The 24,068-nt window shown below is 63.8% G+C and carries 15 protein-coding genes; 9 read left to right on the top strand and 6 right to left on the bottom strand.

Translation table 11 applies throughout. From position 1 onward, the window contains the following. Positions 1-94 precede the first annotated feature (94 nt). The gene (locus tag E5162_RS08935) at positions 95-2,254 is read left to right on the top strand and encodes an alpha/beta fold hydrolase (protein ID WP_158291255.1); all 2,160 of its coding nucleotides are present in this window, start codon (positions 95-97) and stop codon (positions 2,252-2,254) included. A gap of 342 nt (positions 2,255-2,596) precedes the next feature. On the opposite strand, the gene E5162_RS08930 is transcribed toward E5162_RS08935, so the two are convergent. Beyond that, complete coding sequence (locus E5162_RS08930; protein WP_206751080.1) at positions 2,597-4,582, bottom strand: protein-L-isoaspartate(D-aspartate) O-methyltransferase; 1,986 nt, start codon at positions 4,580-4,582, stop codon at positions 2,597-2,599. A gap of 193 nt (positions 4,583-4,775) precedes the next feature. Here E5162_RS08930 and E5162_RS08925 point away from each other — a divergent pair, with 193 nt between their 5' ends. Further along, on the top strand, positions 4,776-5,000 hold the full coding sequence (locus E5162_RS08925; protein ID WP_135944891.1) for a hypothetical protein: 225 nt from the start codon (positions 4,776-4,778) through the stop codon (positions 4,998-5,000). A gap of 516 nt (positions 5,001-5,516) precedes the next feature. Here E5162_RS08925 and E5162_RS08920 read toward each other — a convergent pair. From E5162_RS08920 to E5162_RS08905, 4 genes are read right to left on the bottom strand one after another with little or no spacing between them, the layout of a single operon-like run. After that, the gene (locus E5162_RS08920) at positions 5,517-7,427 is read right to left on the bottom strand and encodes an acetyl-CoA hydrolase/transferase C-terminal domain-containing protein (RefSeq protein ID WP_135944890.1); all 1,911 of its coding nucleotides are present in this window, start codon (positions 7,425-7,427) and stop codon (positions 5,517-5,519) included. After that, positions 7,424-9,478: a 3-hydroxyacyl-CoA dehydrogenase NAD-binding domain-containing protein gene (locus E5162_RS08915; RefSeq protein WP_135944889.1), complete on the bottom strand. Its 2,055-nt coding sequence runs from the start codon at positions 9,476-9,478 to the stop codon at positions 7,424-7,426. The genes E5162_RS08920 and E5162_RS08915 overlap by 4 nt, the downstream gene beginning before the upstream one ends. Before the next feature lie 9 nt (positions 9,479-9,487). Next, positions 9,488-10,789 (bottom strand): acetyl-CoA C-acetyltransferase, encoded by a 1,302-nt coding sequence (locus E5162_RS08910; protein ID WP_135944888.1) that lies wholly within the window; start codon positions 10,787-10,789, stop codon positions 9,488-9,490. Beyond that, a complete protein-coding gene (locus E5162_RS08905) occupies positions 10,753-12,999 on the bottom strand; it encodes an acyl-CoA dehydrogenase (protein ID WP_135944887.1) in 2,247 nt (748 codons plus the stop codon). Before E5162_RS08905 ends, E5162_RS08910 begins: the two co-directional genes overlap by 37 nt. A gap of 198 nt (positions 13,000-13,197) precedes the next feature. Here E5162_RS08905 and E5162_RS08900 point away from each other — a divergent pair, with 198 nt between their 5' ends. From E5162_RS08900 to E5162_RS08875, 6 genes are all read left to right on the top strand, one after another. Further along, a complete protein-coding gene (locus E5162_RS08900; RefSeq protein ID WP_135944886.1) occupies positions 13,198-14,550 on the top strand; it encodes an OmpP1/FadL family transporter in 1,353 nt (450 codons plus the stop codon). Between the two features lie 197 nt (positions 14,551-14,747). Next, positions 14,748-15,461: a 7-cyano-7-deazaguanine synthase QueC gene (gene queC, locus E5162_RS08895; protein WP_135944885.1), complete on the top strand. Its 714-nt coding sequence runs from the start codon at positions 14,748-14,750 to the stop codon at positions 15,459-15,461. After that, positions 15,458-16,087 (top strand): 7-carboxy-7-deazaguanine synthase, encoded by a 630-nt coding sequence (queE, locus tag E5162_RS08890; RefSeq protein WP_135944884.1) that lies wholly within the window; start codon positions 15,458-15,460, stop codon positions 16,085-16,087. Before queC ends, queE begins: the two co-directional genes overlap by 4 nt. Positions 16,088-16,326: 239 nt before the next feature. Beyond that, on the top strand, positions 16,327-16,836 hold the full coding sequence (locus E5162_RS08885; RefSeq protein WP_135944883.1) for a hypothetical protein: 510 nt from the start codon (positions 16,327-16,329) through the stop codon (positions 16,834-16,836). A 35-nt stretch (positions 16,837-16,871) separates the two neighbouring features. Then, positions 16,872-18,914, top strand: coding sequence for a TonB-dependent receptor plug domain-containing protein (locus E5162_RS08880; protein WP_135944882.1), 2,043 nt, complete (start codon positions 16,872-16,874; stop codon positions 18,912-18,914). A gap of 131 nt (positions 18,915-19,045) precedes the next feature. Further along, entirely contained in the window at positions 19,046-20,749 is a 1,704-nt protein-coding gene (locus E5162_RS08875; protein WP_135944881.1) for a methyl-accepting chemotaxis protein, read from the top strand. Here E5162_RS08875 and E5162_RS08870 read toward each other — a convergent pair. Further along, on the bottom strand, positions 20,727-21,098 hold the full coding sequence (locus tag E5162_RS08870) for a hypothetical protein (RefSeq protein ID WP_135944880.1): 372 nt from the start codon (positions 21,096-21,098) through the stop codon (positions 20,727-20,729). The genes E5162_RS08875 and E5162_RS08870 overlap by 23 nt on opposite strands. A 402-nt stretch (positions 21,099-21,500) precedes the next feature. Here E5162_RS08870 and leuS point away from each other — a divergent pair, with 402 nt between their 5' ends. Continuing rightward, on the top strand, positions 21,501-24,029 hold the full coding sequence (gene leuS, locus E5162_RS08860; protein ID WP_135944878.1) for a leucine--tRNA ligase: 2,529 nt from the start codon (positions 21,501-21,503) through the stop codon (positions 24,027-24,029). Positions 24,030-24,068: the final 39 nt, after the last annotated feature.

Genomic DNA, 24,068 nt, shown 5'->3' with positions numbered 1-24,068 from the left:
GGCGAGCTTCGAGTTTCCCGTTGCGCTCTCGCACCGGTTTTCCCATGATCGGCGAGGGGATGCGCACGCGCATCGGGTCTTGGGGGACTATTCAATGCGCATTTTGATGACGGCTCTGGCACTGGCCACCGGATTGTCCTGTGCCGGGGCGCTCGCTCTGGCTCAGGACGGAGAAGAGGCCGCGTCCCAGACCCCGGCCGGGGCGGCGCTGGAAAATGCCGCCGAGACTCTGTCTCCCGACATCGACGCCGGCCCCGGTCCCGGTCTGGACGCCGCAACCGCCGAGCCGCGCGCCTGGCAGGACCTGCCCGGACCGGTTGCGTTCGTCTGCCCGTTCCGCAGCGAAGTCGATTACGAGCCGGGCGAGATCGAGTGCGGCTTCATCACCGTGCCTGAAAACCGCTCCGACCCGGACAGCCGTCTGATCCGCCTGCATTACGTGAAGATCGCCGCGACCGGAGAGGATGACGCCGGGGACGCGGCAGAGACGCGTGACGATCCGGTCATCTATCTGACCGGCGGCCCGGGCGTGGGCGTGACGAGCTATGTGTCGCGCCTTCGCGAACATGACCTTGTCCGCCATCGCGATCTTTACATCCTCGAGCAGCGCGGGATCGGCGCGAGCGGCAATCTCTGTCCGTATTTCACCGACACCAACCGGGCCGCCCTGTGGACCGAGAGCGTCTACGAGGCCGAAGTCGAGGCCGCCGAGCGCATGCGCGCCTGCTTCCAGACGGCGGCGGCCGCCGGCATCGACCTGTCCGGCTACAACACGATCGAGAATGCGCGCGATGTGCGCGCCCTGCGCGAGGCGCTCGGCTTCGAGGCGTGGAATGTCTGGGGCATTTCCTACGGCTCGCATCTCGGCCAGATGCTGGTGCGCGAAGACCCGGACGGGATCCGCGCCATCGTTCTGGACGCCATCGTCCCGAACGATATCGGCGATCTGATGCGCATGGGCCGCTGGGGCGGCCTGGTGCTGGAGAATGTGTTTTCCACCTGCGAGGATGCGTCGGTCTGCAACGATCTGGAGACGCGCTTTGCCGCGGCGCTGGAGCAAGCCAAGGCCGAGCCCGTCGTGGTGGAGACGGACAATACCGAGCTCTACCCGGAGGGCCGCGTACGCTTTGGCGGGGAAATCCTCGCCTTCGCGCCCTTCATGATGATGTACGAGCAGGATGAGCATCCGGCCATCCCCGCGGTCATGGACACGCTCATCACGGCGGTCGAGACCGACGACATGACGGTCTACGACCTGCTCGCCTCCGGGGATATGGGCGGTGCCGCCGGCATGTCGATCTCGCTCGGCATGGCCAATGCCATCCGCTGCAATGACGGCTACTACGCGGCCTCGGCCCGGGTGGCGGAAAGCGATCTTGAAGAGAACCCGCACTTTGCCGGTCTCATCTTCACGCCGGAAGGCGCCGCCTATCAGGCCCAGGTCTGTGTCGATGAAGGGCTCGGCCCGCGCAATCGCGACGCCTACGAGCTGGTCGAGACCGACATTCCCGCCCTGATCGTTAACGGGGCCTGGGACCCGGTTACGCCGCCGCCGCTGGCCGAACGGGTGGCCCGGGGCTTCTCCAATGGCCGCTATATCGCGGTACCGTTCGCCGGGCACGGTCCGACCCGCTCCATGAGCGAGTGTGCCGGCGAGGTCCTGACCGATTTCTTCGACAATCCCGACGCCGCCGCGCTTGATGCCGCGTGTCTGGAAGAGGGGGTGGAGGCCCCCGTCTATCTCGATCTGTTCGAGACCAGCGCCGTGCGCCGCGCCGGCATCATGGCCACTGACGATCCTCAATCGCTGGCCGGACCGGGAGCGTGGGCCGGGGTGTCCGTCCTGGCCCTGCTGATTGCCGTCTTCGCCTTTCCGCTCGGATGGATCGCGCGCGCAATCGATCGCCGCCCGGCCAGCGAGCTCAGAGCCGAAACCGGCGGCGCCCGCTGGCTGGCCGTTCTCGCTGCCGCCTCGGGGCTCGGCTTTGCGGCCCTCGTCGCGCTCGGCGGCTACCAGGCGAGCGAGGTCTCACTGTTCGCCCTGCTGGCCGGTTTCGCGGCTCCGGCCGGGGCCGGTGCGTGGCTCGTGCTGATCGCGGGCGTGCTGGGTCTGCTGGCGATTGTCCAGGTCTGGCGCGCCCGCGCCTCCCATCACGGCATGCGCGTCGGGACGCTGGCCGGCATCACCCTGACCGGCCTGGCCGCAATGTCATTGACCGCCTTCGCCATCGTATGGGACCTCGCGCCGTTCTAGGGCGGCGCGGCTTCCATCTGATGCCGCCCCGTCCTCTCCTGGATCCTGACTTTCGTCAGGAAAGAGAGCTTGTACCGACCCGAGGCGCCGGCTCGCCTGCGCAGACCTAAGGATTTTCCAAGGGGTATTTGCCCTCCGATGCTTCGAGGCCCGGCTGTCAGCCGGGCACCTCAGCATGAGGGAGGTGGAATGGTCTTAAGACTTTGATATATATATGATTTGCCTCACTCGATGTCACTCACACCCTCACCCTGAGGTGCGAGCGTAGCGAGCCTCGAAGGGTCGGATGACGGCCTTTTCTGTCGGAACCCAAAGAGGACGGCCACAAGGCCATGCCCGGATTCAGACCGCGAAGGGCCAGGTCTCGTCTTCGCCTTCGGCCGGGCTCGCCGATTTGGCCTCGACGGCCCGTGTGACCGCGAACCAGACCCAGGCATCGAACTGGCTGGCCAGGCTGGCGCGGAAATAGTGCGAGGCGCGCTCGGTCTCGGGCCGGTAGATCACGCCGATGGCGCGCTGCAGCTTGGGCTCGGACAGGCGCTGGCGCTGCGTCTCGTCCAGCGCGCCCAGATCCAGCAGGAAGCGGCCGATGCCCGTGCGGAAGGCATGATCCTCGTGTGCATCCTCCAGCGCTGGACGAACCGTCTTGACGCGCATCCTGCCGTCCCAGTCATCGGCGGCGGCCACCTCGCCCTCATGGGTTGAAAACCCGATCAGGGCGCAGTCATCGCCGTATTTTTCGCGCACCAGCTGGCCGATATTGTGCTCGCCGCGAATCCAGCCCATCTCCGTCTGGGACGCATCGCCGATATGGGAGTTGTGCGCCCACACGATGGCCTTGGCGTCCGGCCCGCGATGCTCCAGCAGGCGGTCCAACGTATCGGCCATATGGCTGTCGCGCAGATTCCAGCTATTGGCGTCGCCATAATACATGGTGCGGTAGTATTTCTCGGCCTCCTTGACGATGCGCGCATTCTGCTCGGCATCGAACAGGCCTTCCCCGTTCTCGACGCGCTCCTTGAGCAGCTCGGTCAGGACCGAGACCACCCGGTCCTCGCATTTGCGGAAGCCGTTCCCGATGCGCATGCGGGCATAGCTGCCCGGTTCGCTGCAATACGGGGTCAGGCAGCCATAGCGTTCGCGCGCGGCATCCGCGAGGTTGCTGTCCTCGCCTTCCAGAAACTCGATGACGGCCTCGATCGAGGCGCACAGCGAATAGACGTCGAGCCCGTAAAAGCCGGCCTGGTATGTTTCCTCGCGGCCGCGATTGATCTCGCGCAGCCGGCGGACCATCGCCCAGGTCTCCTCATTGCGCCACATCCAGCGCGGGAAGCGGGCGAAGGGCTCTGCGGCGTGCTGGCGCTCGCCCGCGCCTTCGCGGATCGCCTTGTCGTAGATCGCCGCGTCCGGCCAGTCGGCCTCGACCGCGACGATGTTGAAGCCGTGCTCGCGCACCAGATGTTCGGTGATGGCTGCGCGGGCCGAATAGAACTCGCTGGTGCCATGGGTGGACTCGCCAAGACAGACGACCTTCCGGTCGGCAAAGCGCTCGGCCATCCTGGCCAGGTCGTCATGCGTATCGAAGGGCTCGGCGGCTTCGGCCATGACCGAGGCGAGGTCGGGCGCGCTGTGGCCCGGCCGGGTCGCGGTGGGCGTCTTGTGGCCGGGCTGCACATGGCCCGGCTTGTCCGGATCGGCGACCAAGGGCACGAATCGGACCGCGTCGTGCTCGATGGTTTCATACTCGTCTTCGTCGATGCGGCGGATCTCGGTCAGCACCTGGTGGCCGTCGACCGAGAGCGGGATGATCAGGCAACCGCCGACCGCGAGCTGCTCCTTCAGCGCGGCGGGCATGTCGCCCCCGGCCGAGACGATGATGGCATCGAAGGGCGCCTCGCCGGGCAGGCCCTTTGTGCCGTCGCCGTGAATGATGCGGACATTGCCGTAATCGAGTTTTTCGATGACTTTCCGGGCCTGTTCGGCCAGCGCCTTGTGGCGTTCGATGGCGTAGACCTTGTCGGCGATCTTGCCCATGACCGCGGCGGCATAGCCGGAGCCCGCGCCGACCTCCAGTACGGTGTCTGACGGATCGAGGCCGGCCAGTTCGATCATCCGGGCCACGATGAAGGGTTGGGAAATCGTCTGCTCCTCCGCGATGGGGAGAGGAGAGTCCTCATAGGCAAATTCGCGCAGATCCTCGGGAATGAATGCCTCGCGCGGTACGGCCTTCATCGCGTCCAGCACGGCGGGCGTGGCGATGCCGCGCCGGGCGAGCTGGAAGGTCACCATCGCGCCGCGGTCGTCGGCGTAGAAGTCGCGCTGGGCCATGGCTGTCTCCCGTCTGTCGCTCTGAGAACGCGCGGACGGCGGCATGGCGAGCCGGAACCGTCCCGCTCGATGACAGCGAAACGCGCCCCGGTTCTGACGTGTTCCGGGTGGGCGCGGCCGTACCGGCCGGGAACACGCGCGCGGGCGAGCGGGTTTCGTCAGGAGGACACACGCGAAAAAGGAGGTTGACTCCATGGCCCGGTGCGAACAGTGCGGAAACGATTATCACTCGCCCATCGAGATCACGATGAAGGGCAAGTCGCACACTTATGATTGCTTCGAATGCGCCATCGAACAGCTCGCCCCGCGTTGCGCGCAGTGCAGCACGCGCGTGATCGGCCACGGGCTGGAAGCGGATGGCGCGGTCTATTGCTGCGGCCATTGCGCCAGCGAGGCCGGCGTCCAGGCGAGCGCGTGACGCGCTGAAAATTCCGGTCCCCTGAAATCCCGGGCGGCGCGCAGCGCCGACCTAAGGACCTCGCAGGGGTATTTGCCCTCCGATGCTTCGAGGCCCGGCTGTCAGCCGGGCACCTCAGCATGAGGGAGGCGGGTTGGTTTTAAGGCTTTGATATATAGATGGTTTTCGTCACTCGATGTCGCCCATCCCCTCACACTGAGGTGCGAGCGTAGCGAGCCTCGAAGGGTCGGATGACGCACGTTGGCACCCTGTCCTCTCTGGGGTCTAAGGTCTCGCTTTGCTCGCCCGGAATGACGAAAGGTGGGGGTTATTTCACAGCGCTAAGAATTGCTCTTTCCCAGCGAAAGCTGGGACCCAGAGAGCGTAGAGCACCGTGATCCGATGACGCCGCCCCGTCCTCTCCTGGGTCCTGACTTTCGCCAGGAAAGAGAGGCAGTCCTCTCCTTCAGAGGCCCCCGGCTCGGCCTTCGGCCGGCGGAGCGCAGCGCAGACCTGAGGACCTGAGAGAACAGTCCCTCAATCGGCCTTGCGGGTTTCGGTCACGGCGAGGCTGATCAGCATCTGTTCGATCTTCTCGCCCGGTCCCGAGACCCGGTCGAGCTTCATGCGTTTCAGACAGGACCTCAGACCGTTCGGCGGGTTCCAGTATTTTGCCGCCCGCGCCACTGTGCGTGCCCGGTCCAGCTTCGTCGCCGTACGCTCCTTCAGCCACTCCAGCGCGAGCTTGAGCGCCTGCTCCTCGCCGGTGAGGTCGCTGCCGAACGGATAGTCGGGCAAATGGCCGGCTTCGCGCGCCGTCTTCAGTGCTGCCTTCACGCGATCCGGCGTGTTCTGCCGGGCCTCGTCGGGCAGGGTGAAGCCGGGCTCCACCTTGCCGGCCGCCCGGGCCGCGTCCAGGAATTCGTCCTGAAACCGGCTGTCGCAGATGCGGGCCAGGCGCACCGCGACCTCGCGGTCGGTCTGGCCGCGCAGGTCGGCAATCCCGTACTCGGTCACGACGATGTCGCGCAGATGGCGCGGCACCGTCACCTCGCCGCCGGTCCACACGATATTGGACTGCACCGCCCCGCCCGACGACCGCGTCGCGCGCACCAGGATGACCGAGCGGCCATCTTCCAGCGCATGGCCCATCGCGGCAAAATTATACTGGCCGCCCACCCCCGACACCACGCGCCCGTCCTCCAGCGTATCGGACAGCGCCGCGCCGCGCCCGTTCACCCGCATGGCCGAATTGAAGAAGCGCGCGTCGCGCCGGTCGCGCCTCGACTGGGCTTCGTCGCCGAACAGGTCGTTGATGAAGGAGATCCGGGTCATCGACAGGGCCTCGCGCAGCTCCGGCTCGAGATCGCGCAGGCGCTCGTACAGGCGCGCCGGCCCCAGGTAGAATCCGCCATGCAGGCTGATGCCGTTTTCGGCCTGGCGCCGCACCACCCCGTCCTCGAATAGGGTCAGCAGCCCGTCGGTGACCATTTCGCTGCAGGCGTAAAGTCCGGTTGCGAAGGGCTCCACGCCGCCCAGCCGGTCGCGGACGGCGCGGTCCTGCGGGCTCTGCAAGGCCAGCAAGATCCGCTTGAAGACCGCATTCTCGCTCTCGCGCAATCTCAGGGCATGGCTGACGGCATCCGACAGCGCGCCTATCCCCAGTTGCAGTGTTCCACCGTCGCGCATCAGGCTCGCCGCGTTCAGGCCGATGGCGTGATCGGCCGCGCTGACCGACGGAGCGGGAACCGGGAAGAGCGTGTAGCGCCCCGCGTCGTAGATAGCGTCAAACCAGTCGCGTTCGACACGGGCTTCATGTCCGAGGAATGGCAGACTAGCGTTTATTTCTCCGAGGATAGCGACGTTATCGCCGCGCGCAGCGCGCCGTCTGAGCTCCGGAACCAGGTCCAGGGACAGGTCCGGGTTGCAGGACAGCGAGAAGCCTTTTCCCCCGGGTTCGGGGGCGACCATCTGGGCGATAACGTTCAGCCCGGCATCGAGGATATCGCGAGCCGCCATCGTGTAGTTCGAGCTGACATAATTGCGCTGGGCATAAGCGTTGTTCAGAAGCGATCCCGGCGGCAGGAAGAACTCCTTCACCGTGACATTGTCCGGCAGTGCGTTGCGCGACCTGTCGCGGGCGTAGTCCAGCTCGGGATAGCCCTCGTAGAGCCGCTGCGAAATCGGATCGAGCAGGCGGGCGGCCAGGGCGTTCGGGGCCCGGGGCGCCTGCAATGTCAACGCGGTATAGATGGTCAGGTCGATCGAGGCATCGGCCTTGGCGCGTTGGTAGAACGCATTGGCCAGGTGATTGGCCTTTCCCAGAGCCAGCGGCAGGCCGAGCACGATGCGCGAACCGACATGGGCGATGGTCTGCTCGACGACCGCGTCCGCGTTCGTGAAGTGCGAGCGCCCCTCGGGCAGGGTGAAGGCGGCAGGCGCGCTCATGCGGTGAGAGATTTCCAGCCATCATCCGGTTTGAAACGCGCGGCCTCGTGCTCTTTCTGCAGCGCTTTCAGGGAGGATACGACCGTTTTCACGCCCCGCTCCCTCGCATACGTGATCGGCCCGCCCCGGAAGGGCGCAAAACCGGCTCCGAAAATCAGTGCAGCGTCGATTTCGTCGGAGTCCGATACGACCTCCTCGCGGATCAGCGCTGCACAGGCATTGAGCAAGGGCAGGATCAGCCGGTCGGCCATGGCGTCGAGACTCTCCGGATCGCATTCGTCGTCATCAAGGTCGTCCTTCTCCGGCTCGCCATCCTGGTAGGTATAGAAGCCACGGCCCGATTTGACGCCGAAATGTCCCTCTTCCACAAGGTCGCAAATACGTTGCGGAATTTCGCCGACCTGTTCGGGAAAGGCCTCCTTGAGGTGGCGGGCGACATCAAGCGCAATGTCCAGACCGACATGGTCGGCGACCTCGACGGGGCCTTGTGCCATGCCGAAGCGTTCTGCGGCAGCATCGATCAGCTCCGGCTTGTAGCCTTCCTCGAGCATGCGGGCTGCTTCAAGCAGGTAGGGCGTAAGCGCGCGATTGACGATGAAGCCTGGCGAATCCGCGCACGCGACCGCCGTCTTGTCGATCGCGACGGCAAAGGCGGCGGCCTGTGTCATGGCGCGCTTGGTGGTGCGCCCGGCCTTGACCACCTCGACCAGCGGCATCTTGCGAACCGGATTGAAGAAGTGCAGCCCCACAAGGCGCCCCGGCTTCTTCAGCGCGCCGGCCATGTCTTTGAGACGCAGGCTCGACGTGTTCGTCGCGATCAGCGCCGTGTCCTTCATGCGGCCTTCCAGCTCGCCGAAGACGTCGCTTTTCAGCTCGAGCTTTTCCGGCAACGCGTCGATGACGAGATCAGCCGCCTTCACCCCGTCCCCGGCCAGGTCGGCGATGAAACGGTTGCGCGGTGGACGCAAATCGCCGCGCGACTTGATTTCGTCGTCCTCGGTCTCGAAGAGGCGATGCGCCTTTTGAACGGCCTTTGCCAGAACGTCCCTGTCGATGTCGGTCAGGGAGACCTCGAATCCCTTCAGCGCCGCCCAGGCCGCGATCTCCGCGCCCATCTCCCCGGCACCGATCACGTGGACATGACCGATCTCCAGCTTGCCGGGAGGCAGCTCGGCCTGATGCTTCATCTTCTCGCGCAGCATGAAGACGCGGCGCAGATTTCTGGAGGTTTTAGTCTGGGCGAGGTCCACGAAGAGATCGGTCTCTTCCTCGAGAAGATCGCGGCTGACCCCGTACTCCTCGAACGCGTCGATCATTCTGAACGGTGCGGGGTAGTGCTCTTCGCGCAACTTCTCAGAGGTCTTCTTGCGCATCTGACGGGCGGTAAGAGCGCGTGCCGGGCGGGTGTCCAGCGCCCCCTCCTTGAAGGATTTGTGCGCCTTCTTCCCGCGCTTGCCCTTCCTGATTGCGGCACGAGCGGCTGTGCGCAGATGGCGTTCCGGGACGACCTCGTCGAACAGGCCGGCCGATCTTGCGGCTTCGGCATCAAGGGTCTTGCCCGTGAGCACGAGTTTCATGCCCTCGGCCGCGCCCAGGAGAGCGGGCAGGCGATAGCTGGCGCCAAGACCGGGTATCAGTCCCAGCTTGACCTCGGGAGACCCGGCCTCAGCGTCGGTGCGTGCCACACGACGGTCGCACGCCAGAGCCACTTCCAGGCCGCCGCCCAGGCAGTGGCCGTGGATCATCGCAACGCTTGCGCATGGCAGCGCCTCGAAGCGGTCGAGCAAGGCTTTGCCGTCTTCGAGCACGCCGCGCAGCACCTCTTCTTCAAGTTCGCCCAGCATCTCGATATCGGCGCCGGCAATGAAGCCCGCTTCTTTCTTCGAATACAGCACGATCCCGTTGGGCGGATTCTTCTCGAAGCCGGAGATGACGGTTTCAAAGGCATCCAGAACCTGACGGTCCAACGTGTTGGTACTCTTGCCGGGGGCATCGAGCCCGACCCAGGCGATGCCTTCATCGTCGCGTTCGATTGTCCACATATCGGCCATCGGGTTTCCTCAAAGGCTGCTGACAAGCATGGCGCCGCCCTGGCCGCCGCCAATGCACTCAGTCGCAATGGCACGCTTGCCGCCCGTGCGCTTCAGCGCATTGAGAGCGTGCAGCACGATGCGGGTTCCGCTCGCTCCTACCGGATGGCCGAGACTGATGGCCCCGCCATCGATGTTCAGCTTGTCGCGCTTGATCGCGCCCAATGCGCTGTCCAGGCCGAGGCGGTCCTTGCAGAATGCCTTGTCCTGCCAGGCCGCCAGACAGGCGAGTACCTGCGCGGCGAATGCCTCGTTGATTTCCCAAAGGTCGAGATCGTCCAGCGAGAGTCCGTGCCGCGTGAGCACGGGCGTGGAGGCAAGCACGGGGCCAAGGCCCATGCGCTTGGGGTCCAGTGCCGCCCACTCGCTGTCCTCGATCACGCCCAGCGGTTCGGCGCCAAGCTTTTCGGCGGCCTCCTCGCTGGCCAGGATCAGCCAGGCCGCGCCATCCGTGACCTGGGAGGAATTGCCCGGGGTGACCTGGCCGTGGGGCGGCTCGAAGGCAGCGTCCAAACTTGCCAGCTTGTCCATCGATGTGTTCGGACGCACGCCGTCATCACGGTCGTAAACCTTGCCGTCGGGAGAAAAGAGCGTGACGACCTCTTCTTCCAGCCAGCCCTCGTCCTGCACCCGGGCCAGTCGATTGTGGCTGCCTAGCGCGTAAGTGTCGGCGGCCTCTCTCGTAATCTGCCATTCATGGGCGAGAACTTCTGCGGTTTCGCCCATGCCGAGGTCGACGACATCGTCGGTCAGACCCCTGATCAGACTGACGACCGGCTCGGCCATGCGCGGGCGAAATTCGGCAGCGACCTTCAGGCGTTGCGGTGATTTCGCGCTTCTTAGATCGGCCAACCATTCGGCCGTTTCCGATTTCAATTCCAGCGGCGCATGCGAAAGGGCATCGGTTCCGCCCGCCAGGATCACGTCGGCCCGGCCGTCCGCGATGTATTTGTAGCCGGTATCGATCGACTGCATGCCTGAGCCGCAATTCCTCTGCACCGAGAACGCCGGGATGTCCTCACCCAGTCCGATGCGCAGCGCGGCCACGCGCGCCGTATTCGGCGCTTCGGAGGTTGGCGCCCCGCAGCCCAGTATAACCTCCTCAACCGCGGCCATGGCCTCGGGTTGGCGCAACATGAGCGCCTGTCCGGCTGCCACGGCCAGATCGACCGGCGAGAATGGCCCCGGCCGGCCCTGGGCCTTGATGAAGGGTGTGCGCGCGCCGTCAATGACGACTACGCGGCGTCCTGATCCTTGCGTGCGCTGGGCGATAGTGTGGCTCCCTGAAGTTCTTCGGGTTCGAAATCGTCCGTGACAAGCACATCACGGATGAGGCTGTCCGTCCGATCAATCTCGGCGCGCTGTTCCTCGGTCAACACGCCGTTTTCTACGGCGGTATCAAGTTTGACTCCGGCCTTCTTCACCTTCTTCAGCAATTCGTCGCGCTGGACGACTGCCGCGAAGGCGGCTTCGATCCGGCCCAGCGGCTCGTCGGGTTTGCCTACGAAAACGCCTCGGGTCAGCCGGTCGCGCGTGGCGCACGGCGTGGTGATCAGATCCGCAACCTTGTTCATGAGTTTGTCGGAGGGCGGGCTGCGATGCATCCCCACCGGGGCCAGTACGGCCGAGGTAAGCATGCGCCAGTGGAGGCCGGGGAAGTTCCGCACGACGCTCTGGAGGCGCTCCTGAATCCGGTAGAGCCCGTCTTCGAAGCACCAGTCGAGGAGTGGCCGGTCGGCCTCGGGCCGGCCGTCGGCTTCAAATCGTTTGAGAGCGCCGGACAAGAGGTAGATTTCGGCCAGAACGTCGCCCAGCCGCGCAGACAACGTCTCCTTGCGCTTGAGGGCGCCGCCTAGCACGCCGAGTGCCGTTTCAGACATCACCGCCAAGCGCACGCTCGCGTGCGATAGGGCGCGGTAATAGGACGCCAGGTCGTCTGCGCCTTCCGGCGCGTAGGCAAACCGGCCGAATGTCAGGCCGTGCGCCACACTCCGGGTGAAGTTCTTGATATCGTGCCAGACATGGGCAAACAGCAGCTTGTCGAAGTCTTTCAGGCCTTGTTCGCGGTCCGTGTTGGCGACCGCTTTCATCTCGTCGAGAATATAGGGATGGCACCGGATCGCACCCTGACCGAAGATGATCAGGCTGCGGGTCAGGATATTGGCGCCCTCCACGGTAATCGCCACGGGGATGGACTTGTACGCGGTCGACAGGTGATTGCGTGGCCCCTCGCAGATCGCCTTGCCCCCATGGATGTCCATGGCGTCGTTGACCGCCATGCGAAGCCGCTCGGTGGCATGGTATTTCATGATCGCGGAGACCACGGCGGGTTTCTCGCCCGCGTCGATCCCGGCAGTTGTCAAAAGGCGGGCGCCATCCAGCAGGTAGGCGGTCCCGGCGATGCGGGCCAGCGGTTCGCGGACCCCCTCGAATGCGCTTACAGGCAGTCCGAACTGATGGCGAATGCGCGCGTAGGCGCCGGACGAATGCGCAGCGACAGCGGCGCCTGCACAACTCATGGAAGGCAGGGAAATGCCCCGGCCCGCTGCGAGAGCGCCCATCAGCATTTTCCAGCCCTGGCCGATCTGGTCACGGTCACCCAGGATCTGGGTCAGGGGCACGAAGACCTTCTCGCCGCGCACCGGCCCGTTCATGAACGAGATGCCCGAGGGGAGGTGTCGTCGGCCCGTGTCGAGCCCCGGCGTATCGGTGGGCACCAGAGCGACCGTGATGCCCAGATCCTTCTCACCACCCAGAAGGCCGTCAGGGTCGGACATCTTGAAGGCGAGGCCGGCAATCGTCGCAACCGGGGCCAGCGTGATGTAGCGCTTGTTGCAGGTGATCTCGACGCCGAGCGTCTTTTCGCCGTCAACCTCGCGCTCCACCACGACGCCGAAATCGGTCATCGCGGATGCATCCGAGCCGGCTTCGACCCCTGTCAGGGCGAAGCAGGGTATCTCCTCGCCGCTGGCCAGGCGCGGCAGGTAATGATTCTTCTGTTCCTTCGTTCCGTAGAGCATCAGCAACTCGCCCGGGCCGAGTGAGTTGGGCACCATGACCGTCACGGCCGCGGTGATCGAGCGAGTGGCTATGGTGCGCACGATCTCGGAGTGGGCATAGGCCGAGAAGCCCTTGCCACCGTACTCGGTCGGAATGATCATCGCGAAGAATCCGTTGGAGATCAGGAACTTCCAGACCTCCGCGGGCAGGTCGCGCTGCTCATGCTCGATTTCCCAATCGTCCAGCATTGCGCACAGGGTCTGCAGCGGGCCGTCGATGAAGGCCTGCTCGGCGTCGCTCAGCGTCCCGACGGATAGTTTTTGCAGATACTCCCAGTCCGGTTTTCCGGACATGAGTTCACGATCCCACCAGACGGTGCCGGCCTCGATGGCCTGGCTTTCTGTGTCTGACATTTCGGGCAGCACGCTTGCGTACCACTTCATCAGCGGCTTGCTGATGGTATTCGCACGCCAATTCGACATCGAAGGCCCTCCCAACTGAGACCGGAACTTGTTCCTCGTGGAACGCAAGAGTTAGGAGCGCAGTTCCTTCGACGACAGGGCGGCAAGGCGACGCACGCGTGCATTTTGCTGCGCTGCAGCTGTGCCAGCGCTCAGCTTTGTCCGCCGTGCTTCGCAGGCGCAAAAACCGAACATACGCTTCTTCAGGACAATGATACCATGGCTCTCCCCCTCCGTGCCTTTTCAGTTTCTGCCTCCCTCGCCACACTTGCGGCGGCCAGCGCAACGGCGCCGGCGCTCGCCGGCGGGTTCCAGATCAAGGAATACTCCGCGCGCGACCTCGGCCTCGCACAGGCCGGCAACACCACGCTGGCTGCGGATGCGACCACCGTTTTCTCCAACCCGGCCGGGATGACCAAGCTGGACGGGCTGCAGGTCAATGGCGGCCTGCAATATATTATCGGCGATGGCGAATTCTCGGATGGCGGCTCTGTCGATGCCCTCGGCAATCCGCTCTCGGGCGGCGATGGCGGAGATCTGTTCCAGGACACGGCTGTCCCCAGCCTCTACATTGCCGCGCCGATCAACGACCGCTTGTGGGTTGGCGCATCGGTGGCGGCACCCTTTGGTCTGTCGACCGACTATGAGCCCGATTGGATCGGACGCTATCATGCGGTCGAATCCAATCTGATGGCGGTCGACTTGAACGCCAGCCTCGGCTACCGCGTGAATGAATGGCTGTCCCTCGGTGGCGGTGTGAGCGCGCAATACGCCGATGTGGAACTCAGCAACGCGATTGATTTCGGCGCGGTCTGTCTGTCGCAGGTTGAACCGGGCGCGCCTGGAACGTGTTCGGCCATAGGTGCTCTGCCTCAGCAGGCGGACGGGTTTGTCCACCTGGAGGGCGATGACTGGTCGTTTGGCTGGAATCTGGGCGTGCTGCTCGACGTCAGTCCGGGTACCCGGATCGGTATCGCCTATCGCTCTGAAGTCAGCCACGACCTGGAGGGTGAGGCGGACTTCACCGTCCCCACGGCTATCGGCCAGATTATCGACCCGGCGTTTACCGATACCGGCGCGAGCGCGCCGCTGGACCTGCCGCAAACTGCCTCTATCGGCATCCGCCATCAGCTCAACAGCGAATGGGCCGTAATGAGCGATGTGAGCTGGACCGGTTGGGAGGGCAATCTTGAAGCGCTCGAGGTCAACTATGCCAACCCGGCGCAGCCCAGGACGGTGGAAGAGCTCCGCTACCAGAACACGTTCCGCTATGCCATCGGCGCCGAGTACAGCCGCTGGGACGATCTCACCCTGCGCGCCGGTCTCGCCTACGACAAGAGCCCGTCCGAGGGCGATTTCCGCTCTGCGCGCACGCCGGACGCGGATCGCGTGATCGCAGCCCTTGGCCTGTCCTGGACGCCGCGCGAGAGCGTAACGGTCGATGCCGGTTACCAGCATCTCTTCTTTGCTGATGCCCCGATCGATCAGGCCGGAAATTCCGGAGACCGGTTGGTCGGTGAATTCGACAATTCGGCTGATATTGTTGGCGTTTCGCTGAACTGGCGTATGTAGGCGCCAGCGTCAGATCGGCACCATCTGCAGGCCCGGGCTCAGCCCGGGCCTGTTTCATATTCAGGCGCTCGACAGAGGGTTCACGCGATCCCATATCGCGGCTACTCGCGCACGGCTTTTGCGCCCGCGATCCAATCCGCGTATGGAACGGCGCTTCATCTCCTTGGTGAGCGCACTCTCAGGCTCTGGAGCACACCATGTCTGAAACAGACTCGTCATCGGCGCTCGTCCTTTTCTCCGGCGGCCAGGATTCTGCCACCTGTCTGGCCTGGGCGCTGCAGCGCTATGAGCGCGTGGAGACGATCGGCTTTGATTATGGGCAGCGCCACGAGGTGGAGCTTCGAGCCCGGGAGCGCGTGCGTGAGCAGATCGTCCAGATCAATTCGGACTGGGCGGTCAGACTTGGTGACGACCTGCTGGTCGATCTTTTTGGATATGGTCGCCTCGCCGAGAGCGCGCTGACGGCCGAGCGCGAGATCGAGATGGGGGAGAAGGGGCTGCCGACCACCTTCGTGCCGGGACGCAACCTCGTCTTCCTGACCGTGGCTGCCGCGCATGCCTACCGGCGCGGCACCGCGGTGCTTGTCGGCGGCATGTGCCAGACAGACTATTCCGGTTACCCCGATTGCCGGGCCGACACCCTCGCAGCCCAGGAACGCGCGCTGGCCCTGGGTCTGGACCAGCCGATCAAGATCGAGACGCCGCTGATGGACCTCACCAAGGCCGAGACGTGGCAGCTGGCCCAGTCGCTGGGCGGTGACCGGCTTGTCCACCTGATCGTGGAGGAGACCCATACCTGCTATCGCGGCGTCCGGGGCACGCTCCACGCCTGGGGATACGGGTGCGGAGATTGCCCGGCCTGCGAGTTGCGCGCGCACGGCTGGAATGGATTCAGCGGCGGCGCCTCATGACCTATTCCGTCAAGGAAGCATTCCTGACCGTTCAGGGGGAGGGTGGCCAAACCGGGCGCCCTGCCGTGTTCCTGCGCTTTGCCGGTTGCAATCTCTGGACCGGTCTGGAGCGCGACCGCGAAACGGCGATCTGCCGGTTCTGTGACACTGATTTTGTCGGCACGGACGGGCAGAATGGCGGCAAGTTCAAGACGGCCGAAGCGCTGGCCGAACATGTTCTTTCCTTCTGGCCTGGAGGCGGCCGACCCTTGGTCGTCTGCACCGGCGGGGAGCCCCTGCTCCAGCTTGACCCTGCCCTGATCGACGCGCTGCATGCGCGCGGCTTTGAAGTCGCGGTAGAAACCAACGGCACAATTGCCGCGCCCGCCGGACTGGACTGGATTTGTGTCAGCCCGAAATCAACCGCGCCTCTCGTGCAGACCCGCGGTCACGAACTCAAGCTTGTCTTCCCCCAGGCTGATGCGCCGCCGGAAGCCTTCGAGCATCTCGATTTCGAGACCTTCCGGCTTCAGCCCATGGACGGCCCGGAGCAGATGGCGAACGCAAAACAGGCGTTTGAGTATTGTCTCCGCCACCCGAAATGGGCGCTGAGTCTGCAAACGCATAAATGGATCGGCGTCGATTAACTGATTGCGACAATCATTCTCACTATCCCGCAAGACGTGAATAAAAAATTCTACACAGGTTTGGTTGGGCAAAATTACAAAAATAGGCCAATTAAAATAGCCATTTAGTGAACCCACTCAGTGAGCAGGTAATAATTTTTAATAACCTACTGATATCGTAGTAACGATCTGGAAGCATTCTCGGTCCCATGAAGCGGCTTCATCAACCCAATTGATGCAGGATCTAACGGGACAGATACATGAAACACACCCTTTTCTTAGCGCTTGCAGGCGGTCTGCTGATGGCTGGTACAGCGCACGCTGAAACGACCCAGCGCGACCTCGAAGTCATCGGTCGCGCGGTATCATTCATGCAGGGCGGGAGCGGAAGCGATCGCACCGTGGCCATCGTCTACGACGCGGCCAGCGCGGCAGAGGCGGAGGCGCTGCACGCGCTGATGTCCGGTGGCATGTCGGCGGGTCGGGTGACGCTGACATCGCGCCTCGTTCCTGCAAGCGATGCGTCCTCCGTCGCTGGTGCGGATGCCGCGATCATGCTTGGCGCCGCCGCCTCCAGCCCGACCGCTACGGCCGTGACCTCGCAAGGCGTCCTCACGGTCTCGACCGACCTCGGTTGCGTTCAGAGCGGCGCGTGCGTGATGGGCGTGCAAAGCAGCCCGGCCGTACGGATTCTGCTGAACCGCGGCGCGGCCAGCACAGCCAACGTCAGCTTCGAGACCGCATTCTCGATGATGGTCGAAGAACTCTGACCCTTCCAATACATATCTCTATCAGGATACTCCCCATGAAAACCGTTCTTCTCGGCTCGGTCGCCGCCCTTGTTGCGGCCGCCTCCGCCTCTGCACAGTCCATCGACTACGCCACCATGCAAGACATGTTCGGCGAGCCGGTCACGCTCGGCGCTACCGGCGCCCCTCAGCGCGCGTCCGAAGTGCCCGCCACCATGATCATCATCACGCGCGAGGACATAGCTCGTTTCCCGGCGCTTGATATCGCCGACATTCTTGGCCGCTATGCTGGTGTCGATGTGGACCGCTACACGCGCGGCCAGGCGGACGTATCCATCCGCGGATACAATCAGCCGTACAACCCGCGTCTTCTGGTCCTGATCGACGGACGACAGGTCTATCTCGATCACTATGCCTACGTGAACTGGTCGGCTCTGCCCGTGCAGCTGGATGAGATTCAGCAGATCGAGGTCGTGAAAGGCCCCCAGGCAGCCCTATACGGGTTCAACGCGGTTTCCGGTGTGGTGAATATCATTACGCGTGACCCGAGCCAGGATGAATGGGCGTCCGTAACGGCAAGTGCAGGGAGTGGCGAGTACCGTGAAGCCTCGGGCGTGTTTGGCCGCCAGCTCGGAGAGCGGTTCGCCGTTCGCGCCAGTCTCGGCGCCGGAAAAGCCGACGAGTTCGACGGGGGTGTGCGCGGTTCGGAGGAAGGCTACACTGCGAACGAGCCTTGGGATCGTGTTCGCGGCGCACTCGAGCTCCAGGGCCAACTGACTGACTCGATCCGCTTCAGTGCAGAAGCGACCTATGCACATACGATCCAAACGGAATTGCTGCCATACTACCAGCTTGGCTATACCGATACCCAGCTTGCCTCCTACAAGGGCGAGCTTGAGGCCGATACCGGACTCGGGCTCCTGAGCGCCCGTGTGTACCGCAACGACGCTTATGTTGGTTACTCGACCACCTCGGCGCAGAGCGACAATATCCCGTTCGATAACTCCGTTACGGTCGGGCAGCTCCAGCTCCTTTCGAAAGTCGGAGCCAACAATACGCTTCGCTTTGGGGCGGAGTACCGGCATAACGAGCTGGATCCCACGCTCTCAGCTTCTGATGGTGTTACCGAGTACGATGTCGCCTCCTTGTCGGCGATGTGGAATCGTACGCTGACCGCCACACTCGAAGCAACGGGTGCCGTTCGTTTCGACTCATTGAGCCTTTCGCGTACGGCCTCTCCCAATCCGGCCCTGTCGGTCTTTGAACAGGCTGACTACGATCGCACGATCGAAGAGTTTGGATATAATTTTGCACTCGTCTGGATCCCGGCCGCCGGCCATACGGTTCGTGCGAGTACGGCACGAGGGGTCCAGGTCCCGAGCCTGGTCGAGTTCGGCCTGGCTCATTCCACCAGGGTTTCGACGCCGTTCGGCACGATACCTGTGGGTATCTCCGGAGACCCATCGATCGAGCCTGCGATCGTGACGGCTTACGAGCTTGCCTATGAAACAGGCTTGGGCCAGTCGGCACGCTTCCAAGCGGCGCTCTTCCGGACCGAGACCGCAGACTACAAGGGGATTTTCGGCACCGCCCCTGATTTGCTGCCGCCAGCCGCACCGACGCTGCAATTCCTGTTTTCTAATCAAGGCGATACAACCGTCAATGGTCTGGAGCTTAGCCTTGAGGACGCCAATCAAGCCGATGCTTGGCGCTGGCGTCTGAGCGCTACGGCTCTGGACGTCGAGGACGACCTGACGGTCAACCAGGTTGCCTTTGTGTATCCTGTGGACTTCGAAGCGAGCACCCCAAGCTATCGTCTAAAGGCCGATCTGGGCTGGACCCAGGGTCGCTGGAGCCTTGATGGTTTTGCGTCTGTGACCGATGAGCACACCGCAATCCGGCAGGCGCAGTTCGGACTTATCACGCGCGAGGCGATTGACAGCCAGATCGAACTGTCCGCTCGAGCTGCATTTGCGCTGACTGATCAGCTCACCGTTGAAGCCAATGCCGCGCAGCTGAACTACGGCGGCGGCGAACGCGTCAATGCTGGACCCGAGCTCGAGTCCCGTTTGTGGGCGTCGGTGACAGCCTCCTTCTAGATCCCGCGTCGCCCAGACCGGGTGGCACTTGGCCACCCGGTCTGGCAGCGCTTTGTTTACCAAGGCGACTTTAAAGACAGAAATATTCGGCATCGTTTTCGGGACAGGTGCCTGTACGAGAGAGAACGTCAATGACGCACCCTAATCGCTTTGCTTTCCGCAACTGGCCCTTCCTGATCAAGTTTGCCTTTGCCCCTGCGCTGGCCGTCCTGGTCCTTCTGGGTGTGGCAACGCTGGGTGTCGCTACGCTGAACTCGGTTGCCGAGATGAAGCAACGCACGGTCAGCCAGATGGACGCCTCTCTCGAGCTGGTCGAACTGGTTGGCGCCCTGGAGGCCATCGACGCTGACGTCTACCGCTTGTTGACCCAGCAGGCCGCCGGTCGGGCCGCGGACGTTGCCTCCAGCTTTGACAGGCTCATGAACCGGGTCTCGGTGCTTCGTGAAGAGGTCGCCGCGCTTCAAACCGAAGCGGCCACCCCAGACCGTCAGGCTGTCCTGGCGCGCATTGTCGAACAACTCGAACTCTATGAGGGCGGGCTGGAAGTCGTGGGTTCGATGCTCGAACTCGACTTCGCCAGCGCGGTCGGCTTCCTTGATCCGTTCAACGAGGTTTTCGATACCCTGAATGCCGACATCACCGTTCTCACGTCGAGTGCTGCGGTTGAAGCTGAGCAGACCGCAACCGAAGCAGACCGTGCGAGCAACCGGGCAACGCAGATCTTCGCAGCGGTCATCATTGTGGCCGCACTGGCCCTGGCGGCCTTGACCTGGGGCTTCGGGCGGGCCGTGGGCCGGTCGGTTCGCGGCATTGCCGAGGCGACCGAGAGCCTCGCCGCGGGTCGGTTCGATACCGAAACCGGTCATCTGGCCCGCTCGGACGAGCTTGGCGCCATCGTGTCCAGTCTCGCCACGTTCCGGGCAAACGGCCGTCAGGCGGAGAGCCTGAAAGCCGAGCAGCTTCAAGCCAGCGAAAAGCAGGCCCAGCGCGCCCGCCAGATCGAAGCCCTCGTTCACGAATTCGAAGTCGTGGCCAAGCGTGCGCTCGAGAGCGTGACGCGGTCGGCCGGCTCCATGAACGCCGCCGCGCAGGAAATGCTGAGCCATTCGGGTGAAACCGAAGGCCAGGCCAGCGACGTCGCCGGTGCGAGCGAAACGGCGTCCGGTGCCGTGGCGACGGTCGCGTCTGCCGCTGAGGAACTGTCTGCCTCGGTCTCCGAGATCGTCCAGCAGGTCGACCGGTCCTCGAGCGTGTCGCAGCGGGCCCTCGACCGCATCAACCGCGCGGGCAGCGAGATGGCCCAGCTTACGACGGCATCGAATCAGATCAGCGAAGTGCTCAAACTGATTTCCGACATTGCCGAGCAGACCAATCTTCTGGCCCTCAATGCCACCATCGAGGCGGCCCGGGCCGGCGAAGCGGGCAAGGGCTTCGCGGTCGTCGCCAGCGAGGTCAAGACGCTCGCCAGCCAGACGGCCAGCGCGACAAGCCAGATTTCCAACCAGATCGCCCAGATGCAGGGTGCAACCCAGTCGGTCGGTCAGGCGGTGGAGGAAATGCGCAGCGTCATCGACGAGCTGAATGCCGTCAGTTCGGCCATCTCGGCTGCGGTCGACCAGCAGCGCGGCGCCGCCAACGAGATCGCCTCCTCGGCCCAGAGCGCGGCCGGCGATACCCGGCGCGTGTCCGAGAGCATCCAGCGTGTGACCCGGTCAAGCCAGGAGACCGGCCAGAAGGCGCAGTCCGTGGTCGAGATCTCGACCTCGGTGGAACGTGAAACCTCTGAGCTCGATGCTCAGACCAGTGAGTTCCTCAACCGCGTGCGCGCCGTTTAACGTCCAGCCAATCGATCAGGTCCGGCGCGTCCTCCGGGGCCGCGCCGGGCCCGCTTCGCTCTTTGAGGCGTAGCCATTCAGTCGCCTCGCGGGTGTCATGAAAAGACGCATAGGCACCGCCAACAGCGACGAAGGTCTTGCCCAGCGCGTCCATGCTCTGAAGGCCCTGCTCGCAGACGAAGGCAAGACGTTCGACCCCGGCCGACACCAAAGCGGCCCCGGTATCGTCTTGAAGGGGCGGCTCAGCGCAGCTCTTGCTGCACAGGCGCGGCCCGCTGGCGATCATGACGCCATAGGGCTTGACCTCAGGACACATACTGACGAGTTCGCAAATCCCGTTGACCAACATGCCGGGCGTCCTGCAGTCTTCCAGAACAACAACCAGCATGCGGTCGTCGATTTTCCAATCCGAGATAGAGATCGCCTGATCCTCCAGAAAAGTCCGCAGCCGTGATCGGCTGCGCTTCGCGGGTGTAAATACAGAGATTACACGCGATCAAAGACTAATAAGATATTCAGCGTGTGTGCTTGAATCGAGCATGGCGCCAGGGCCGCGTTCCGTGCAGCCGCGCGTGAGGTATGGCCGCGAAGGCAGCATTGCCTTGAAATTTGACTGGCGAAGCGATAGCGCTCAACGCTGATCAGGGTGCCTGCATCGCCGGGTGTCCGTTTTTCAACAAGAGATGCGCTGGACGGGCTGCCCGACCCCGCGGTGACGGGCAGGCGCTCAGACGCCATACGAGGACGTTTCATGGCTTACGATGCCGGCGCGATTGAGCCGAAATGGCAGGATTTCTGGGAAGAGAACGAAGTCTTCAAGACCGAGATGGATCTCTCCAGGGAGAAAATCTACGTCCTCGACATGTTCCCGTACCCGTCTGGCGCCGGCCTTCATGTCGGCCATCCCGAAGGCTACACGGCAACCGATATCTACTCGCGCTACAAGCGGATGCGCGGATTCAACGTGCTTCATCCGATGGGGTGGGATGCCTATGGGCTCCCCGCGGAGCGCTACGCAATGCGCACGGGCGTGCACCCGGCTGTGACCACGAAGAAGAACATCGCGACCTTCCGCGGCCAGATCAAGCGACTGGGCTTCTCCTATGACTGGAGCCGCGAGCTCTCGACCACCGATCCCAAATTCATTCGCTGGACGCAATGGATCTTCCTCCAGCTCTACAAGAAGGGTCTGGCCTACCAGGCGGAGGTGCCGGTCAACTGGTGCCCGGCGCAAGGCACGGTGCTGGCCAATGAAGAGGTGAAGGACGGCAAGTATGTCGAGACCGGAGACCCGGTCGAGCAACGCCTGATGCGTCAGTGGATGCTCAAGATCACCGCCTTTGCAGATCGCCTTCTGGAGGACCTCGAGGACGTCGACTGGCCTGAAGGCATCAAGGCGATGCAGCGCAACTGGATCGGTCGGTCCGAAGGCGCGGATATCACGTTCGAGATTGAAGGCGTCGGCGAGCGCTTCACGGTCTTCTCCACCCGTCCAGATACGCTCTACGGCGCCACCTATGCGGTCCTTGCTCCGGAGCACCCTTTGGTTGATGCGATCACGGCTGACGAGCAGCGCGAGGCGGTTTCAGCCTATCGCAAGAAAGCGGCCGAGAAGGATGAAGAGGAACGCACTGGCGAGGACGCGGGCAAGTCTGGCGTATTCACAGGCGCTCACGCCATCAATCCGGTCAATGGCGAGCGCCTTCCGATCTGGGTCGCGGACTATGTGCTGATGGGTTACGGCACGGGCGCCATCATGGCGGTCCCGGCCCACGACACGCGCGATCACGAGTTTGCCAGGCTCTACGACCTGCCCATTCGCGAAGTCGTGCAGTCGCCTCCGGGCCACGACATCCAGGCCGAGGCCTGGACAGGCGACGGCGTGGCGGTCAACTCCGGCTTCCTGGACGCGATGACCGTGAGCGATGCCAAGGCGAAGATGGTCGCCTGGCTCGAGCAGGAGAAGCTCGGCGCGGGCAAGGTCCAGTACCGGCTGCGCGACTGGCTCTTCTCGCGTCAGCGCTATTGGGGCGAGCCCTTCCCGATCCTGCACAAGGCCGACGGGTCTATCGTGCCTGTCCCGGAAAACAGCTTGCCGCTGCTGCCGCCGGAGCTCGACGACTACAAGCCGACCGAGGACGGCCGCCCGCCGCTCGAGCGCGCCGAGGACTGGGTGCGCACGACCGATCCCGAAACCGGCGAGCCGGCTCTGCGCGAGACCAATACGATGCCGCAATGGGCCGGGTCGTGCTGGTACTATCTGCGCTTCATCGATCCGGACAACGAGTCCATGCTCGTCGACCCGGAAAAAGAAAAATACTGGATGCCCGTCGATCTGTATGTGGGCGGGGCTGAACACGCGGTGCTTCACCTGCTTTACGCGCGTTTCTGGCACAAGGTGCTCTACGATCTCGGCGTCGTGTCGACCCGCGAACCGTTCCAGCGCCTGTTCAACCAGGGCATGATCCTGGCCTATTCCTATCGCGACGAGGCGGGCAAGTATTACGAGCCGGGCGAGGTCGAGGACCGGGACGGCAAGTATTTTGCCGGAGACACGCCGGTCACGCGCAAGATCGATAAGATGAGCAAGTCGCGCTACAACGTCGTCAATCCTGATGACGTCGTGTCTGAATATGGCGCGGATTCGCTCCGCCTCTACGAGATGTTCATGGGCCCGCTCGATGTCACCAAGCCGTGGCAGACCAGCGGGGTGGGCGGCATGAAGCGCTTCCTGTCGCGTGTGTGGCGGGTGGTGCTGAACGACGAGGACGAACTCGATACGCTCAAGGTCGGCGATTTTGCCGGCCAGGAGGAGCTGGTTCGACTGCGCCACAAGACGGTGCGGGCCGTGACCGAGGACCTGGAAGGGCTCAGATTCAACACGGCGATCGCCCGCCTGATGGAGCTGACCAACGCGCTGACCGGCACCGAGGAGCGCCCGCGAGAGGTTGTAGAGACTCTGGTTCTGCTGCTGGCCCCGATGGCACCTCACATTGCCGAGGAGCTCTGGAGCAAGCTGGGTCATGAAGAGACGCTGGCCTATGCCCCGTGGCCCCAATTCGACGCCGATCTCGCCAAGGACGACCTGACCGAATATGTCGTGCAGGTGAATGGCAAGGTCCGTTACAAGATTGATGGCGAGGCCAATCTGGACCGGGAAAAGCTGATGGCATTGGCCAAGGCCGATGCGCGCGTCCAGACTCTGCTTGCGGAGAATACCGTGATCAAGGAGATCGCGGTTCCCGGCAAGCTGGTGAATTTCGTGGTGAAACCGAAATAGGGAGGGTGGGCCGGGAGACCGGTCCGCCGGCCCACCCGG

The sequence above is a fragment of the Marinicauda pacifica genome, from assembly GCF_004793635.1.
In the GTDB taxonomy this organism is placed as follows: Bacteria; Pseudomonadota; Alphaproteobacteria; order Caulobacterales; family Maricaulaceae; genus Marinicauda; species Marinicauda pacifica.
Note: the sequence above shows the minus strand (reverse complement) of the source record. Positions and strands in the feature narration are given on the sequence as shown.